This is a genomic window from Streptomyces sp. NPDC053750, assembly GCF_044544295.1.
Lineage (GTDB): Bacteria > Actinomycetota > Actinomycetes > Streptomycetales > Streptomycetaceae > Streptomyces.
In genome coordinates this window covers 418,276-432,975 of the sequence record NZ_JBITXB010000001.1, presented here as the reverse complement: position 1 = coordinate 432,975, position 14,700 = coordinate 418,276, and the positions used below count along the sequence as shown (strand labels likewise).

Genomic DNA, 14,700 nt, shown 5'->3' with positions numbered 1-14,700 from the left:
GGAGGTCCTTTCACTGGTCGGCGCGATCAGCGCGGTGGAGCTACCGTCGCAGCCCCGCACCCATCAGGTCCATCGAATCTTTTCGACTGTTCTTTGAAGGAGAGCTGAAAGGTCGGGCCTCCGCGGCCGTCTCCCTGTGCGGCGCGAGCTGCCCGGCGACGGTCGCCCCGAACGCCAGCGCCATGCCCGCCAGCTGCACCGGCGTCAGCGCCTCGCCGAGCGCCGCCCAGCCGACCACGGCGGCGGTCAGCGGGGAGAGCGGGCCGAGGAAGGTGACCTGGGTGGCGGTGAGCCGGCCGATGCCGCGGAACCAGAGCCAGTACGCCACCGCCGTGTTGGCCAGTGCGAGGTAGAGGTAGCCGCCGATCGCCGGGCCGTCCAGCGCCGGCGGGGCGCCCTCGGCCAGGAGGGCGAGCGGCGCGATGAGCAGGCCGCCCGCGGTCAGCTGCCAGCCCGTGAGGGCGAGCGGGCCGACGCCCTCGGGGCGCCCCCACCGCTTGGTGAGCACGGTGCCGGCCGACATGGACGCGGTGGAGGCGAGGGCCGCCAGCACGCCGAGGACGTCCAGCGCCCCGGCCGCCTTCAGCACCACCAGACTGACGCCGAACGCGGCGGCGACGCCGGTGAGCACGGACCGGGCGGTGGGCCGCTGCCCGAGCAGCAGCGCCGAGAGCCCGACGACGAACAGCGGGCCGACCGAGCCGACCGCGGCGGCCATGCCGCCCGGCAGCCGGTAGGCGGAGAGGAACAGCAGCGGAAAGAAGGCCCCGATGTTCAGCGCGCCCAGCACCGCCGCCTTCCACCACCAGGCACCGCGCGGCAGCACCCGGGCGAGGGCGAGCAGCACCAGACCCGCGGGCAGGGCGCGCATCAGCCCGGTGAACAGGGGCCGGTCGGGTGGCAGGAACTCGGTGGTCACGGCGTAGGTGGTGCCCCAGGAGACGGGGGCGAGGGCGGTGAGCGCGATGAGGGCGGGGCGGCCGGTGGCCATGGTGGGCACCCTTCGGGGACGGCGGGTGAGGCAGGTAGCTCGATGGCTCGGTAGCGGGGTAGCTCGGTATCGGGTTAGCTCGATGGAAAGTAGCTTAGCTACAAGCAAGTTTCCGTCAAGCCACTTTCTTGCAGGCGAGTGGGATTGACTCGATACTCGTGCCATGACCGAACGCCCTGCGCCGCACCCCGCCGAGCCGCACAAGGACCCCGTCGACGCGATCATCGACCAGTGGGCGGCGGTGCGGCCCGATCTGGACACGGCCGCCATGGAGGTGTTCGGCCGGATCTACCGGCTCGGGCGCGCGATGGGCGACCGGATGGAGAAGGCGTACGAGCGCTTCGGCATCTCCCGCGGGGAGTTCGACGTCCTGGCCACGCTGCGCCGCTCCGGCGAGCCCTACACGCTCTCCCCCCGGCAGCTCTCGGCCACGCTGATGCTCACCACCGGCGGCATGACGGGCCGCCTCGACAAACTCGAACGGGCCGGACTGCTGCGCCGCTCCCCCGACCCGCACGACCGCCGGGGACTGCGGGTCACCCTCACCGACCGGGGGCTGGAGCTGATCGACGAGGCGGTCGGCGCCGGGCTCGCCGTCCAGACGGAGGCGCTGTCCGCCCTCGACGCGGAGCGGGCCGGCCAGCTGGCCGACCTGCTGCGGGACCTCCTCGTCGGCACCGAGAGGTAGGCGAGGAGGTCCCGCGGCGGGCCGCTCAGCCCACGTGCGCGGCGAGCGCCGCCCCGGTGCGGGTCGCGTCGGCGTCGTCGGCCGCCCAGGCCACGTATCCGTCGGGCCGCACCAGCACAGTCGTGCGGCGCCCGCCCGCCCAGCGCGCCACGGCCAGCCGGTCCTCGCGGCCGGCTGCGGCCCCGTACGCCTCCGCGTCCGGAGTGATCAGCACGAAGCGTCCGCCGCGCAGCGCCTCGTACAGCCGGCCGCCGCCCGCGAGGGCCACGTCGGGCACACGGGTGCCGGTCAGCCGGTGGGAGCCGCGGGGGGCGGCGTAGCGGAACCCGACGCCGGTGATGCGGCCGATCACCCGGCGGCGGGCCGGGCCCACGTGGTCGAGGAGGGTGGTGACGGCGGCGCGGAGCGCCAGGGTCCAGGGACGCTTGGCCATGGCGAGGCGGACGATGCCGCCGCTGCTGCGCAGGACCGACCTGCCCACGGGGTGCCGCTCGGTCTGGTAGGTGTCCAGCAGTTCGGGACCGGCGTGCCCGTGCAGGACGGCCGCCAGCTTCCAGCTCAGGTTGGCCGCGTCCTGGAGGCCGGTGTTCATGCCCTGGCCGCCGGCCGGAGAGTGCACGTGCGCGGCGTCGCCGGCGAGGAGGACGCGACCCACACGGTAGGCGGGCGCCTGCCGTTCGTCACTGTGGAAGCGGGACATCCAGCGGGCGTCGTGCATCCCGAAGTCGCGACCCAGGGCGAGGCGGGTGATCTCCTTGACCTCGTCGAGGTCGAGGGGCTCGTCGTCGGGGACGTTCCGGCCGCGGTGCCAGCCGATCACGCGGTAGTACCCGTCGCCGAACGGCGCGAGGAACGCGAAGGCGTCCCCGACGGCGTCGGCGGTCAGCAGCGTCTCCGGCTCCTCGGCGAGGCGCACGTCGGCGAGGACGACGGAGCGGATGACCGAGCGGCCGGGGAACGGCAGCCCGATCGCCTTGCGCACGGTGCTGCGCATGCCGTCGGCGCCGACGACGTAGGCCGCCCGCAACGTCTCCGTCTCGCCGCCCGGACCACGGACCTCGACGGCCACGGCGTCCTGCGCCCCGCGCCCCGTTCCGTTCTCCACCGGGTCCTGGCGCACGCCGGTCGTCTCGGTCTCGTACCGGAACTTCACCCCGGCCGCCACCGCCCGCCGCTCCAGCACCTTCTCGACCTCGTACTGCGGGAGGACGAGGAGATGACGGAAACGGGAGGGGAGGGTGTCGAGGTCGACGGTGAGGCCGCCGAAGAGGCGCAGGCGGTCCAGGGGCCGGCCGACGGCCTCCAGGTCGTCCGCGAGGGCGCGGGCGTCGAGCTGTTCGAGGGTGCGGGCGTGCAGGACGAAGGCGCGGGACAGGTTGCTGATGCGGTGCGGGCGCTTTTCGACGAGGGTGACGGGGATGCCGGCGGCGGCGAGGTCACCTGCCAGGAGCAGGCCGGTGGGGCCCGAGCCGACGACGATCACGGAGCCGGGGGTGGTGTGCCGGGTGCCGTTCCTCTTGCCGTTCATCGGGGCCTCCTTGCGATGCCAACGCTTGTTTGCCAACAACTGTTTGCCAACGCTTGTTTCCACCGTAGGGCCCCTTGCGCACGGGGTCAACACTTGTTGGCCCACACGTGTTGGCCTACGCTCGTGGGCATGCCCCGCACACGCTCCGACACCACCCGATCCGACACCACCCGATCCGACACCACCCGATCCGACACCAGACGCTCCGACACCACCCGCGCCGCGATCCTCGACGCGGCCCGCGAGCGCTTCGCCGCCGACGGATACGAGCGGGCCACCATCCGCGCGATCGCCCGGGACGCGGGCATCGATCCGTCGATGGTGATGCGGTACTACGGCAACAAGGAGGGCCTGTTCGCGGCGGCCGTCACCGTCGACCTCGCGCTGCCCGACCTGGCCGAGCGGCCGCGCGACGAGGTCGGACGGGTCCTGGTGACGCACTTCCTCGCCATGTGGGAGGAGAACGAGGTGCTCACGGCCCTGCTCCGGGTCGGCGTCACGAACCAGGCCGGCGCCGAGCGCATGCAGGGCATCTTCCGCGACCAGCTGCTGCCGGTCGCCCGGCGGGTGTGCCCGGACCCCGAGCAGGCCCCCGCGCGGGCCGCGCTCGTCGCGACGCAGGTGCTCGGGCTGGCGCTCACCCGGTACGTACTGCGCCTCCCGCCGGCCGTGGCGCTCCACCGCGAGGAGGTCGTGGCCTGGCTGGCGCCCACGCTCCAGCGCTACTTGACGGCGCCGAGCCCTTGATCCCCGGAGCACCCCTGACCCCTGGAACACCCGAGGGCGCCGTCCCCTCCCGCGTACGGCTGATGCGCGTACGTGCGGTGGGGGCGGCGCCCTCGGTGAAGTTGTGGTACGGCGTCAGGCCTTCGCGCCGGCCTTCGCCTTGGTCTTGATGTTGCGGGAGGTCACGCGGTGCTCCTCCTTGGACCTGTCCAGGACCATGACCAGGCCCGCGATGACCACGAAAAGCGCGATCGGGGCCAGGACGTAGAGGCCCAGCGTCTCGATGACGCTCAGGCGCGGGCCGGGGTCGTCACCGTCGTCGCGGGTCAGCGCGAGCGCGGGGGACGACATGAGCAGCATCATCAGCGTCGTACCGGCTGCCAGGGCGCCGGCGCGCAGGGCGTTCTTCTTGTCCACGGTGCAAAGTTAGCGAACGGCCGGAAGGGCCGCGCGCCCGGGGTGCCGTACGAGGGCCGCGAGGGGCCCCGGGGCGTCCCCCGCTCAGCCGCCGGCGCACTCCCGTACGGCGTCGATCAGGGCGTGCAGGCGGGGCGAGGCGGCCAGGTCCTCCAGGGTCACCGGGCGGCCCTCGGCGTCGGCGACGGGCAGCCGCCAGTTCGGGTACTGGTCCCAGGTGCCGGGAAGGTTCTGCGGGCGGCGGTCACCGACGGCGTCGGGGAGCCAGATGCCGGTCATGCGGGCGGGGGTGCGCAGCAGGAAGCGGTGGACGGCCTGGATCTCCGCCTCCTCGGCGGGGGTTCCGGTGTCGCCGCCGGTGCCGTGCAGCAGCCCGAGCCGGGCCAGTACGTCGAGCCACTCCGCGGTGTCCGCGGCGGCCTCGGCGCGCTCCTCCTCCAGCGGGCGGGTGAGCAGGCCGAGGCGGTCGCGCAGCTCGACGTGGTCGCCGGTGAGGCGGGCCGCGGTGGGCGGCAGGTCGTGGGTGGTGGCGGTGGCCAGGCAGTCGGCGCGCCACCGCTCGGGGGGCAGAGGGCTGCCGTCGCCCTCCCAGTCCCGCTCGAACCACAGCACCGAGGTGCCGAGCACCCCGCGTTCGCGCAGCGCCTCGCGCACGCCGGGTTCCACGGTGCCCAGGTCCTCGCCGATGACCACGGCGCCGGCCCGGGTGGCCTCCAGGACGAGGACGGCGAGCATCGCCTCGGCGTCGTAGCGGACGTAGGTGCCCTCGGTGGGCGGGTGGCCCTCGGGGACCCACCAGAGCCGGAAGAGGCCCATGACGTGGTCGATGCGCAGCGCTCCGGCGTAGCGGAACAGGCCCCGCAGCAGGCGTCGGAAGGGGGCGTACCCGCAGGCGGCGAGGCGGTCGGGGCGCCAGGGCGGCAGACCCCAGTCCTGGCCACGGGAGTTGAAGGCGTCGGGCGGTGCGCCCACCGACATGCCGGCGGCGAAGTACTCCTGCTGGGCCCAGGAGTCGGCGCCGCGCGGGTGCACGCCCACCGCGAGGTCGTGGACGATCCCGACCGGCATGCCGGCCTCGCGGGCGGTGCGCTGGGCGGCGGCGAGCTGGGTGTCGGTGAGCCAGGTGAGGCGGGAGTGGAAGTCGACGCGGTCCATCAGCTCGGTGCGGGCGCGGTCGGTGTCGGCCGAGCGGGGGTCGCGCAGGCCCTCGGGCCAGCGGTGCCAGTCGGGGCCGTGGACCTCGGCGAGCGCGCACCAGGTGGCGTGGTCCTCCAGGGCGGTGCCCTGTTCGGCGAGGTAGTCGCAGTAGGCGGCGCGGCGGCCGGGGCCGAGGGGGACCTGGTGGAGCAGTTCGAGGGCGTCGCGCTTCAGCTCCCACACGGCGTCCCGGTCGATCAGGGCGCCCTTCTCCAGTACGGCCTCGCGCAGCCGCCCCGCCCGTTCCCGCAGGGTCCGGGCGCGCTCGTGGTCGGTGACGTGCGCGAACTCGGGCACGTCCTCGATCCGCAGGTGGACGGGGTCGGGGAAGCGGCGCGAGGAGGGCCGGTACGGGGAGGGGTCGGTGGGGGCGCCGGGTACGGCGGCGTGCAGCGGGTTGACCTGGATGAATCCGGCGCCGAGGGCGCGTCCGGCCCAGGCGGCCAGTTCGCCGAGGTCGGCGAGGTCGCCCATGCCCCAGGAGCGGTGGGAGAGGAGGGAGTAGAGCTGGACGAGGAGTCCGTAGGAGCGTCCGGCGGGCGTGGGCAGCCGGGCGGGCGCGATGATCAGGTGGGCCTCGGCGGTCCGGCCGTCGGGCGCGGTGGCGGTGAGTCGGTGGACGCCGGGCGGGAGCTGTCCGGCGTCGGCGCGGATCTCGCCCTGCTCGGTGTCGACCCGCAGCCGGGTGCCCGCGGGCAGCGCGGCGAGGGCCGCCGGCGGGCCGCCGCCACTCCGGCCGACGACGGTGGGCGGCAGCAGGCACTCGCGCAGCTCGGTCTCACGCGCGGTGAGCGCGGCCCGTACGGCCTCGGGCGTGCTCGTGTCCACGCCGAGGGCGGCCAGCGCGTGGGTGACGGCGGTGGCCGAGGCCGTGACGGTGCGGTCCGGTGAGGGGCTGTAGGAGGTGGCGACGCCGTGCAGGGCGGCGAGCCTGGTCAGTTCCTCGGGAAGGTCCTCGGTGGGGGGCTCGGCCGGCCGGGCTGCGGGCATCTGCTTCCTCTACGACCTCGTGGGTTCCGGGACAGCGAAGGAGGGGCCGCCCTGCTCCGGCACGTCGGCCGTGAGTTCGGGCGAGGACTCGCTGGTCAGCGGTACAGCGTCGGCGAACGGCGATTCGCTGGTGAGGGGCTCGGCGTCGGGCAGCGGCGGTTCGCTGGTCAGCGGGGTCTCGGCGCAGCTGCCGGTGGCACCGAAGACGCAGTAGTGCGGGGTGTCGGAGGCGGCGGAGGAGTCCACCCAGGGTTCGGACGGCTCCGCCACCGGTTTGGAAGGGGCCGGGAGCAGGAGGAGTGCAGCCACGGAGGTCTCCTTGGTTCGAGGTGCTTCGACGGGTTACGGCAGCCCTACCCAGTCGACGCGAGGACAGACGCCCCGGGGCCGACAACGTGGCCCTGGTCACACCATCCCTCCCCATAAATACCTACGCACCGGGTCGAAAGAATCTCCCGACCCGCTCACAGATCACGCAAACCGGTCACAGGGACGCCGCCGTCCCAGCGACCCACGCGAGGCTATTCACTCAGTACATGTACTTAATGGATACTGATCCCCATGAGCACCCGTCATATCCTTCTGGGCCTGCTCGCCTCGGGACCGAGCCACGGCTATGACCTGAAGCGGCGTCACGACGAACGCTTCCCGCAGGCCCGCCCGCTGGCCTACGGGCAGGTCTACACGACCCTGCAGCGGCTGGTCCGCGACGGCCTCGCGGAGGTCGACGGCACCGAGTCGGACGGCGGCCCGGAGCGGACGGCGTACCGCGCGACGGACGAGGGCGCGCGCGAACTGGCGCACTGGGCGGCCGAGATCGCACCGCCCGCCCCCTTCGTGACGAACGAGATCTTCGCCAAAGTCGTCGTCTCGATCCTCACCGGTGGCGACGCGGGCGCCTATCTGCTGGCCCAGCGCGCTGCCCACATGGGCCGGATGCGGGAGCTCACGGCGGTCAAGACGGCCCCGGGCACGGATCTGACGACCGTGCTCTCGGCCGACTACGCCCTCAACCACCTCGACGCCGACCTCCGGTGGATGACCACCACGGCGGCCCGGCTCACCACACTGACCGCGGAGGTCCGCACGGCATGACGAACGGGGACACGACACGGCCACTGCTCGCGGCCCGCGAACTGGTCAAGGCGCACGGCAGGACCGAGGCCCTGCGCGGCGCCTCCGTCGAGCTGCGGGCCGGCGAGATCCTCGCCGTCACCGGGGCGAGCGGCAGCGGGAAGTCGACGCTGCTGCACTGCCTGGCCGGGATCGTCCGGCCGGACGCCGGCTCGGTGACGTACAACGGTCAGCGGCTGGAGGAGCTGCCGGAGAAGCGGCTGAGCGAGCTGCGCCGTACCGACTTCGGCGTGGTCTTCCAGTTCGGGCAGCTGATCCCGGAGCTGACGGCACTGGACAACGTGGCGCTGCCGCTGATGCTGGCCGGCACCGGCCGCACCGAGGCCCGGGCGCGGGCCGGGGAGTGGCTGGAACGGTTCGGGACGGCCCTCCTGGTCGCGCCCGCGGTGTACGCGTCCTGCCTCCTGTCGGCGGCGACGGCCCTGCCCCTGCTGGGCCGCTCGGTACGACCGGGGGAGCTGCGGTACGTGTGACGATGTCCGAAGGCGTGAGCACTCCGGGGTGTGCGACGCTGCGGAAGCCGTGCCCCCGGATTCCAGCCCGGGACGAATCGTCAAGGAAGCACATGGCGTCACTGCCGCAACGACTCCTCCAGGCGCTCGACCGGTTCAACGCCGCTCATCCCTGGGACCACAACGCCCACTACCACCGCTGGATCCTGCGGCAACTCCCCCGCCGGTTCGGCAGCGCGCTGGACGTCGGTTCCGGCAGCGGTGACCTGGTCCGGCTCCTCGCCACCCGCGCCGACGAGGTCCAGGGCATCGACGCCGACCCCGTGATCACCTCGCGGGCGCGCGCCCTGACCCCCGAGGCAACGCCGGCGTCGTTCACGGTCGCGGACGCCATGACCGGGCTCCCCGCCGGGCCCCACGACGTCATCACCTGCGTCGCTGCCCTCCACCATCTGCCGTTCACCGATGCCCTCGCCACCTTCCGCAGGCACCTGGCTCCCGGCGGCACCCTGGTCGTCCTCGGCGTCTTCCGGCCGCAGACCGCCACGGACCACCTGCTCGGCGCGGTCGCCGTCCCCCTGAACGCCGCCACCGGGTGGCTCAAGAACAAGGGCCGCAGAGCGCCCCGCCCCACCTCGATGACCGCCCGGACCCGACCGGCCGACATGACCTTCCCCGACATCACCGAAGCGGCCCGCACGGTACTGCCCGGCGCCCGGCTGCGCCGTCGCCTCTTCTGGCGCTACACACTCACTTGGCGACAACCCTGAGCGGGCGGCCCGGCCGGACGGCGGGCGGTACGAGACCGTGCAGACGCTGCCCTTCGGCAAGGAGGTCGTCCTGCCCGAGCCGGTCGGGAGCGCCCTGGAGACCGAGCCGCTGAAGAACTCGGTGCGCCGACCGGGGACAGACCAAGGCCCGGACGTCAGGCGGAAATGCCGTCGATCCGGGCCATGGCGTCGTCCGCGCCGTACGGTTGCAAGTACGGCAGCCAGCGCGGGTCCCTGTGGCCCGTGCCGATGATGCGCCAGGCCAGGCCGGTGGGCGGGGCGGGTTTGTGGCGCAGACGCCAGCCCAGCTCGACGAGGTGCCGGTCGGCCTTGACGTGGTTGCAGCGGCGGCAGGACGCCACCACGTTGTCCCACGCGTGCAGTCCCCCGCGGCTGCGCGGGATGACGTGGTCGACGCTGGTGGCGACGCCACCGCAGTACATGCACCGGCCTCCGTCACGGGCGAAGAGCGCCCGGCGGGTGAGCGGGACGGGCCCCCGGTAGGGGACCCGCACGAACCGCTTCAGCCGGACCACGCTGGGTGCGGGCACGGTGACGGTCGCGCTGTGCAGGTAGGCGCCGGACTCCTCGAGGCACACGGCCTTGTTCTCCAGGACGAGGACGAGCGCGCGGCGGAGCGGTACGACGCCGAGTGGCTCGTACGACGCGTTGAGGACCAGGACATGCGGCACGGGTGCCTCCTTGGGCGTCGGCGGCGCGTGGCTCGCGCCGGGACGATCTGCAGTCAGTCTCCCCTCATGCCTGGTGGAAGCGCCACCATGTCCCGGTAACGGGCTGGGAGTGTTTTCGACCACACAGGATGGATCCCCATGACCGTGACCAGTTCAAGCGCGGATGAGCATCCGCTCTGCTGTGCGCTTGCGGCCGATCCGCGCGCCATGCCCCGTTAGTGTGGTGATTCCGCCCGTCCGGTGACCATTCCGTGACCTTGGACCGAACCGCCACCGGCGGTGGGCGGTCGTTGCACCTGGAGGTAACCGCCGTGTCCCTGTCCGCCGCCGTCCTACGGGCCGCCGGTCCGTCGCCGTCCCCGTCCCCGTCGGAGTCGACGAGCACCCCGGCGGTGCCCTCGCTCCAGGAGGCCCAGCAGAGCGCGTCGAACGCCGCCGGCTGGGTCGAGGAGAACTGGTCGACATGGCTCGCGATCGGGCTGCGGGTGCTGCTGATCGTGGTGATAGCGGCCGTGCTCCGAGCGGTGGTGCGGCGGGCGATCACCAAGCTGATAGACCGCATGAACCGCACGGCCGGAGCCGTCGACGGCACCGCGCTGGGCGGGCTGCTGGTCAACGCCGAGCGGCGCCGTCAGCGCTCCCAGGCCATCGGCTCGGTCCTGCGCTCGATGGCCAGCTTCATCATCCTCGGCACCGCGGCCCTGATGGTCCTGGGCACCTTCCAGATCAACCTCGCCCCGCTGCTGGCCTCCGCCGGTGTCGCGGGCGTGGCGATCGGCTTCGGCGCCCGCAACCTGGTCACCGACTTCCTCTCCGGCGTCTTCATGATCCTGGAGGACCAGTACGGCGTCGGCGACACCATCGACGCGGGGGTGGCCTCCGGCGAGGTCATCGAGGTCGGGCTGCGGGTGACCAAGCTGCGCGGCGACAACGGCGAGATCTGGTACGTCCGCAACGGCGAGGTAAAGCGGATCGGCAACCTCTCCCAGGGCTGGTCGACGGCCGGCGTGGACGTGACCGTCCGCTCCGACGAGGACCTGGACAAGGTGAAGGAGACCATCGGCGCGGTCGCCGAGCGGATGAGCAAGGAGGAGCCCTGGAACGAGATGCTCTGGGGCCCGATCGAGGTGCTCGGCCTGGACTCCGTCCTCCTCGACTCCATGGTGGTGCGGGTCTCCGCGAAGACCATGCCCGGCAAGTCGCTGACCGTCGAGCGGGAGCTGCGCTGGCGCATCAAGCGCGCCTTCGACGCGGCCGACATCCAGATCGTCGGCGGTCCGGAGGTACCGGGGCAGGCGGCCCCGGCCGCCGACCCGACCGCGGGTGTCGCCGCACCCTCGGCGTACGCGAGCACCGTGTCGCCGCAGTCCGTCGCGGCGTCCCCGATCCCGCCGACGAGCACCACCAAGTAACAGCACCGGCACTCTTCCCGCCCCCGAGGCAACGTCCGCGTTGCCTCGGGGGCGTTCTCTTGACGCCCCCTCCCCGGCGGGCCTACGTTCCTCAGTCAACAGGAAACCTTCCTAACAGACATTCGTGACAACCCCGACAGGCAGGTGTGGACACGCATGGCAGGAACCGTCGGGACGCCGGGCACCCCGCGCGTCCTGCGCGCCATGAACGACCGGGCCGCCCTGGACCTCCTCCTGGAACACGGACCGCTGTCCCGCACCCGGATCGGCGAGCTCACCGGCCTGTCGAAGCCGACCGCCTCCCAGCTGCTGGCCCGCCTGGAGGCGGCGGGACTCGTGCTGGCGGGCGGCACGACCGAAGGCCGCCCGGGCCCCGGCGCCCAGCTGTACGAGGTCAACCCGGCCGCCGCCCACGCCGCCGGACTCGACGTCACCGCGGACCGCATCGTCGCCGCGGTCGCCGACATCACCGGGCGCACGGTCGGCCGGCACGAGCTGCCCACCCCCGGCCGGCGCCCCGCCACCCCCGTCGTCCAGCAGGTCACCGACGCCCTCGACGGCGCGGTGAAGGCCGCCGGACTGACCCGGGGCGACGTCCACCGCCTCGTCATCGGCACCCCGGGCGCCTTCGACCCCGGCAGCGGGCGGCTGCGCTACGCCTCCCACCTGCCCGGCTGGCACTCCCCCACCCTCCTCGACGAACTCGCCGCCGCCCTGCCGATGCCGGTCGAGTACGAGAACGACGTGAACCTCGTCGCCGTGGCCGAGCAGCGCCTCGGCGCGGCCCGGGGCCACGAGGACTTCGTCCTGCTGTGGAACCAGCAGGGCCTGGGTGCCGCCCTGGTCCTCGGCGGCCGGCTGCACCGGGGGTGGACCGGCGGCGCCGGCGAGGTCGGTTTCCTGCCCGTGCCGGGCGCCCCGCTGGTGCGCGAGGTCAGCCGCACGGGCAGCGGCGGCTTCCAGGAGCTGGCCGGTTCACAGGCGGTCCCGGCGCTGGCCCGGGAGCTCGGCGTCGCGCCCCTGCCCTCCGGGTCGTACCACGAGGTCGCCGCCGCGCTCCTCGCCCGGGCCGCGCAGGCCGGCGGCGACGGCAACAGCGACGGCGACGGCAACAGTGACGGCGACGGAGCAGGCGACCCGCACCGCCGCCTGCTGCGGACGTACGCCACCCGCCTCGCCACCGGTCTCGCCTCCCTCGTCTCCGTCCTGGACCCCGAGCTGGTCGTCCTGAGCGGCACCTCGCTCACCGCGGGCGGCGAGCCGCTGCGCGCCCTGGTCCAGGACGAGCTGGCGGAGCTGGCCGCGCCCAGGCCCCGGCTCGTCGTCGGTGCCGTGACCGAGCACCCCGTCCTGCGCGGCGCGCTGGAGAGCGCGCTGGCGACCACCCGCGACGAGGTCTTCGACACCGAACACCGATCAGCGAAGGGTTGATGGAAAGTGATCTCTTCGGAGGCAGCGCGATGAAGCTCACCGTGGTCGGCGGCGGTTCGACCTACACACCCGAACTCGTCGACGGATTCGCCCGGTTGCGGGAGACGCTCCCGGTCGAGGAACTGGTCCTCGTCGATCCGGCCGCCGACCGGCTGGAGTTGGTGGGAGGCCTCGCCCGCCGCATCTTCGCCCGGCAGGGCCACGACGGCCGCGTGGTCACCACCTCCGACCTGGACGCGGCCGTCGACGGCGCCGACGCCGTGCTGCTCCAGCTGCGCGTCGGCGGCCAGGCGGCCCGCGAGCAGGACGAGACCTGGCCGCTGGAGTGCGGCTGCGTCGGACAGGAGACGACCGGCGCGGGCGGCCTGGCCAAGGCGCTGCGCACCGTGCCGGTGGTGCTGGACATCGCCGAGCGGGTCCGCCGGGCCAACCCGAACGCCTGGATCATCGACTTCACCAACCCGGTCGGCATCGTGACCCGCGCCCTGCTGCAGGCCGGGCACCGGGCGGTCGGCCTGTGCAACGTGGCGATCGGGCTGCAGCGCAAGTTCGCCGCGCTGCTCGGGGTGGCGCCCGCCGAGGTCCACCTGGACCACGTGGGCCTCAACCACCTCACCTGGGAGACCGCCGTCCGCCTCGGCGGGCCCGAGGGCGAGGACGTCCTGCCCCGGCTGCTGGCCGAGCACGGGGACGCGGTCGCCGCCGACCTCCGTCTGCCCCGCCCGCTGCTGGACCGCCTGGGTGTCGTCCCCTCCTACTACCTGCGCTACTACTACGCGCACGACGAGGTCGTCGACGAGCTGCGCACCAAGCCCTCCCGGGCCGCCGAGGTGGCGCAGATGGAGCGCCGGCTCCTGGAGATGTACGGCGATCCGGCCCTGGACGAGAAGCCCGCCCTGCTCGCCAAGCGCGGCGGCGCCTACTACTCGGAGGCGGCCGTGGACCTGGCCGCCGCCCTGCTCGGCGGCGCGGGCTCCCCGTACCAGGTGGTCAACACCTCCAACCGGGGCACGCTGCCCTTCCTGCCCGACGACGCGGTGATCGAGGTGCCGGCCGCGGTGGGCGGCAAGGGCGCCGCTCCGCTGCCCGTACCGGCCGTGGACCCGCTGTACGCGGGGCTGATGGCGAGCGTGACGGCGTACGAGGACCTGGCCCTGGACGCGGCGCTGCGCGGCGGCCGGGACCGGGTGCTGCGGGCGCTGCTCGCCCACCCCCTGGTCGGCCAGTACACGTACGCCGAACAGCTCACCGACCGGCTGATCGCACACAACCGGGAGCACCTGGCGTGGGCCTGACCGCACATGTCCTCGCCGTCGACGCGGGGAACAGCAAGACCGACGTGGCGGTCGTGTCGGCCGGCGGTGAGGTCCTGGCCACCGCCCGCGGCGGCGGGTTCCGTCCGCCGGCCGTGGGTGTCGAGCGGGCGGTGGACGCCCTCGCCGACGCGGTGACGCGGGCCTTCGGGGCGGCGGGCGTCACCTCCGTCGGCCACGTCTCGGCGTGCCTGGCCAACGCCGACCTGCCGGTGGAGGAGGAGCAGCTGGCCGCCGCGCTGGGCGCGCGCGCCTGGGGCGCGAGCGTGGAGGTGCGCAACGACACGTTCGCGATCCTGCGGGCGGGCATCGACGAGCCGCTCGGGGTCGCCGTCGTCTGCGGGGCCGGCGTCAACTGCGTCGGCATGCGTCCCGACGGCCGCACCGCCCGTTTCCCCGCCGTCGGGCGCCTCTCGGGCGACTGGGGCGGCGGCTGGGGGCTGGCCGAGGAGGCGCTGTGGCACGCGGCGCGGGCGGAGGACGGGCGCGGGGAGCCGACGGAGCTGGCCCGCACCCTGCCGGCCCACTTCGGGCTGGGCTCGATGTACGCCCTCGTCGAGGCGCTGCACCTGCGGCACATCGAGCCCGTCCGGCGCCACGAGCTGACCCCGGTGCTGTTCGCCACGGCGGCCGACGGCGACCCGATCGCCCGGTCGATCGTGGACCGGCAGGCCGACGAGGTGGTGGCCATGGCCACGGTCGCGCTGACCCGGCTGGACCTGCTGGCCGAACGGACGCCGGTCCTGCTGGGCGGCAGCGTGCTGGCCGCGCGGCATCCGCAACTCGACGACCGGGTACGGGAACTGCTGGCCGCGCGCGCCCCCGGGGCCGTACCGCGCGTGGTGACGGAGCCGCCCGTGCTGGGCGCCGTGCTGCTGGGGCTGGACCGGGCGGGGGCGGCCGACGGGGCGCGGGAGCGGGTGCGGGCGCACTTCGCCGTCTGAGGTGGCGGCGGCCGG

At 73.9% G+C, this 14,700-nt stretch carries 14 protein-coding genes and 1 pseudogene; 9 read left to right on the top strand and 6 right to left on the bottom strand.

Annotated features, from left to right (window positions below):
* Positions 1-40 precede the first annotated feature (40 nt).
* Positions 41-991, bottom strand: coding sequence for an EamA family transporter (locus ACIGO6_RS01880; protein ID WP_399869977.1), 951 nt, complete (start codon positions 989-991; stop codon positions 41-43).
* A gap of 163 nt (positions 992-1,154) precedes the next feature.
* On the opposite strand from ACIGO6_RS01880, the gene ACIGO6_RS01875 reads away from it, so the two are divergent.
* A complete protein-coding gene (locus ACIGO6_RS01875) occupies positions 1,155-1,679 on the top strand; it encodes a MarR family winged helix-turn-helix transcriptional regulator (protein WP_399869975.1) in 525 nt (174 codons plus the stop codon).
* A 25-nt stretch (positions 1,680-1,704) separates the two neighbouring features.
* On the opposite strand, the gene ACIGO6_RS01870 is transcribed toward ACIGO6_RS01875, so the two are convergent.
* The gene (locus ACIGO6_RS01870; protein ID WP_399869973.1) at positions 1,705-3,207 is read right to left on the bottom strand and encodes an FAD-dependent monooxygenase; all 1,503 of its coding nucleotides are present in this window, start codon (positions 3,205-3,207) and stop codon (positions 1,705-1,707) included.
* 129 nt (positions 3,208-3,336) lie between these two features.
* Here ACIGO6_RS01870 and ACIGO6_RS01865 point away from each other — a divergent pair, with 129 nt between their 5' ends.
* The gene (locus tag ACIGO6_RS01865; RefSeq protein ID WP_399869971.1) at positions 3,337-3,954 is read left to right on the top strand and encodes a TetR family transcriptional regulator; all 618 of its coding nucleotides are present in this window, start codon (positions 3,337-3,339) and stop codon (positions 3,952-3,954) included.
* Between the two features lie 114 nt (positions 3,955-4,068).
* Here ACIGO6_RS01865 and ACIGO6_RS01860 read toward each other — a convergent pair whose 3' ends face one another.
* From ACIGO6_RS01860 to ACIGO6_RS01850, 3 genes are all read right to left on the bottom strand, one after another.
* Positions 4,069-4,350: a hypothetical protein gene (locus tag ACIGO6_RS01860; protein ID WP_399869969.1), complete on the bottom strand. Its 282-nt coding sequence runs from the start codon at positions 4,348-4,350 to the stop codon at positions 4,069-4,071.
* Positions 4,351-4,434: 84 nt separating this feature from the next.
* On the bottom strand, positions 4,435-6,537 hold the full coding sequence (gene malQ, locus ACIGO6_RS01855; protein WP_399869968.1) for a 4-alpha-glucanotransferase: 2,103 nt from the start codon (positions 6,535-6,537) through the stop codon (positions 4,435-4,437).
* Between the two features lie 9 nt (positions 6,538-6,546).
* The gene (locus tag ACIGO6_RS01850) at positions 6,547-6,846 is read right to left on the bottom strand and encodes a hypothetical protein (RefSeq protein WP_399869966.1); all 300 of its coding nucleotides are present in this window, start codon (positions 6,844-6,846) and stop codon (positions 6,547-6,549) included.
* A gap of 252 nt (positions 6,847-7,098) precedes the next feature.
* Here ACIGO6_RS01850 and ACIGO6_RS01845 point away from each other — a divergent pair, with 252 nt between their 5' ends.
* The 3 genes and pseudogenes from ACIGO6_RS01845 to ACIGO6_RS01835 all read left to right on the top strand — a co-directional run bounded on the left by ACIGO6_RS01845 (position 7,099) and on the right by ACIGO6_RS01835 (position 8,893).
* On the top strand, positions 7,099-7,632 hold the full coding sequence (locus ACIGO6_RS01845) for a PadR family transcriptional regulator (RefSeq protein WP_399869964.1): 534 nt from the start codon (positions 7,099-7,101) through the stop codon (positions 7,630-7,632).
* Positions 7,629-8,033 (top strand): annotated as a pseudogene (locus ACIGO6_RS01840) (ABC transporter ATP-binding protein); the annotation flags it as partial. The gene ACIGO6_RS01845 and the pseudogene ACIGO6_RS01840, both read left to right, overlap by 4 nt.
* Positions 8,034-8,236: 203 nt before the next feature.
* Positions 8,237-8,893, top strand: a complete 657-nt coding sequence (locus ACIGO6_RS01835) for a class I SAM-dependent methyltransferase (protein WP_399869962.1) — start codon at positions 8,237-8,239, stop codon at positions 8,891-8,893.
* A 155-nt stretch (positions 8,894-9,048) separates the two neighbouring features.
* Here ACIGO6_RS01835 and ACIGO6_RS01830 read toward each other — a convergent pair whose 3' ends face one another.
* Positions 9,049-9,585: an HNH endonuclease gene (locus ACIGO6_RS01830; protein ID WP_399869960.1), complete on the bottom strand. Its 537-nt coding sequence runs from the start codon at positions 9,583-9,585 to the stop codon at positions 9,049-9,051.
* A 251-nt stretch (positions 9,586-9,836) separates the two neighbouring features.
* Between ACIGO6_RS01830 and ACIGO6_RS01825 the strand changes: the two genes are divergently transcribed.
* From ACIGO6_RS01825 to ACIGO6_RS01810, 4 genes are all read left to right on the top strand, one after another.
* Positions 9,837-10,997 (top strand): mechanosensitive ion channel family protein, encoded by a 1,161-nt coding sequence (locus ACIGO6_RS01825; protein ID WP_399869958.1) that lies wholly within the window; start codon positions 9,837-9,839, stop codon positions 10,995-10,997.
* Between the two features lie 156 nt (positions 10,998-11,153).
* Positions 11,154-12,428, top strand: coding sequence for an ROK family protein (locus ACIGO6_RS01820; protein ID WP_399869956.1), 1,275 nt, complete (start codon positions 11,154-11,156; stop codon positions 12,426-12,428).
* A 29-nt stretch (positions 12,429-12,457) separates the two neighbouring features.
* Complete coding sequence (locus tag ACIGO6_RS01815) at positions 12,458-13,723, top strand: 6-phospho-beta-glucosidase (RefSeq protein WP_399871565.1); 1,266 nt, start codon at positions 12,458-12,460, stop codon at positions 13,721-13,723.
* On the top strand, positions 13,714-14,685 hold the full coding sequence (locus tag ACIGO6_RS01810; RefSeq protein WP_399869954.1) for an N-acetylglucosamine kinase: 972 nt from the start codon (positions 13,714-13,716) through the stop codon (positions 14,683-14,685). Before ACIGO6_RS01815 ends, ACIGO6_RS01810 begins: the two co-directional genes overlap by 10 nt.
* Positions 14,686-14,700 lie beyond the last annotated feature (15 nt).

Coding starts and splice junctions, on each gene's coding strand:
- ACIGO6_RS01870 (WP_399869973.1), bottom strand. CDS start 3,207: ATGAACGGCAAGAGGAACGGCACCCGGCACACCACCCCCGGCTCCGTG.
- ACIGO6_RS01865 (WP_399869971.1), top strand. CDS start 3,337: ATGCCCCGCACACGCTCCGACACCACCCGATCCGACACCACCCGATCC.
- ACIGO6_RS01875 (WP_399869975.1), top strand. CDS start 1,155: ATGACCGAACGCCCTGCGCCGCACCCCGCCGAGCCGCACAAGGACCCC.
- ACIGO6_RS01845 (WP_399869964.1), top strand. CDS start 7,099: ATGAGCACCCGTCATATCCTTCTGGGCCTGCTCGCCTCGGGACCGAGC.
- ACIGO6_RS01820 (WP_399869956.1), top strand. CDS start 11,154: ATGGCAGGAACCGTCGGGACGCCGGGCACCCCGCGCGTCCTGCGCGCC.
- ACIGO6_RS01815 (WP_399871565.1), top strand. CDS start 12,458: ATGAAGCTCACCGTGGTCGGCGGCGGTTCGACCTACACACCCGAACTC.
- malQ (WP_399869968.1), bottom strand. CDS start 6,537: ATGCCCGCAGCCCGGCCGGCCGAGCCCCCCACCGAGGACCTTCCCGAG.
- ACIGO6_RS01880 (WP_399869977.1), bottom strand. CDS start 991: ATGGCCACCGGCCGCCCCGCCCTCATCGCGCTCACCGCCCTCGCCCCC.
- ACIGO6_RS01835 (WP_399869962.1), top strand. CDS start 8,237: ATGGCGTCACTGCCGCAACGACTCCTCCAGGCGCTCGACCGGTTCAAC.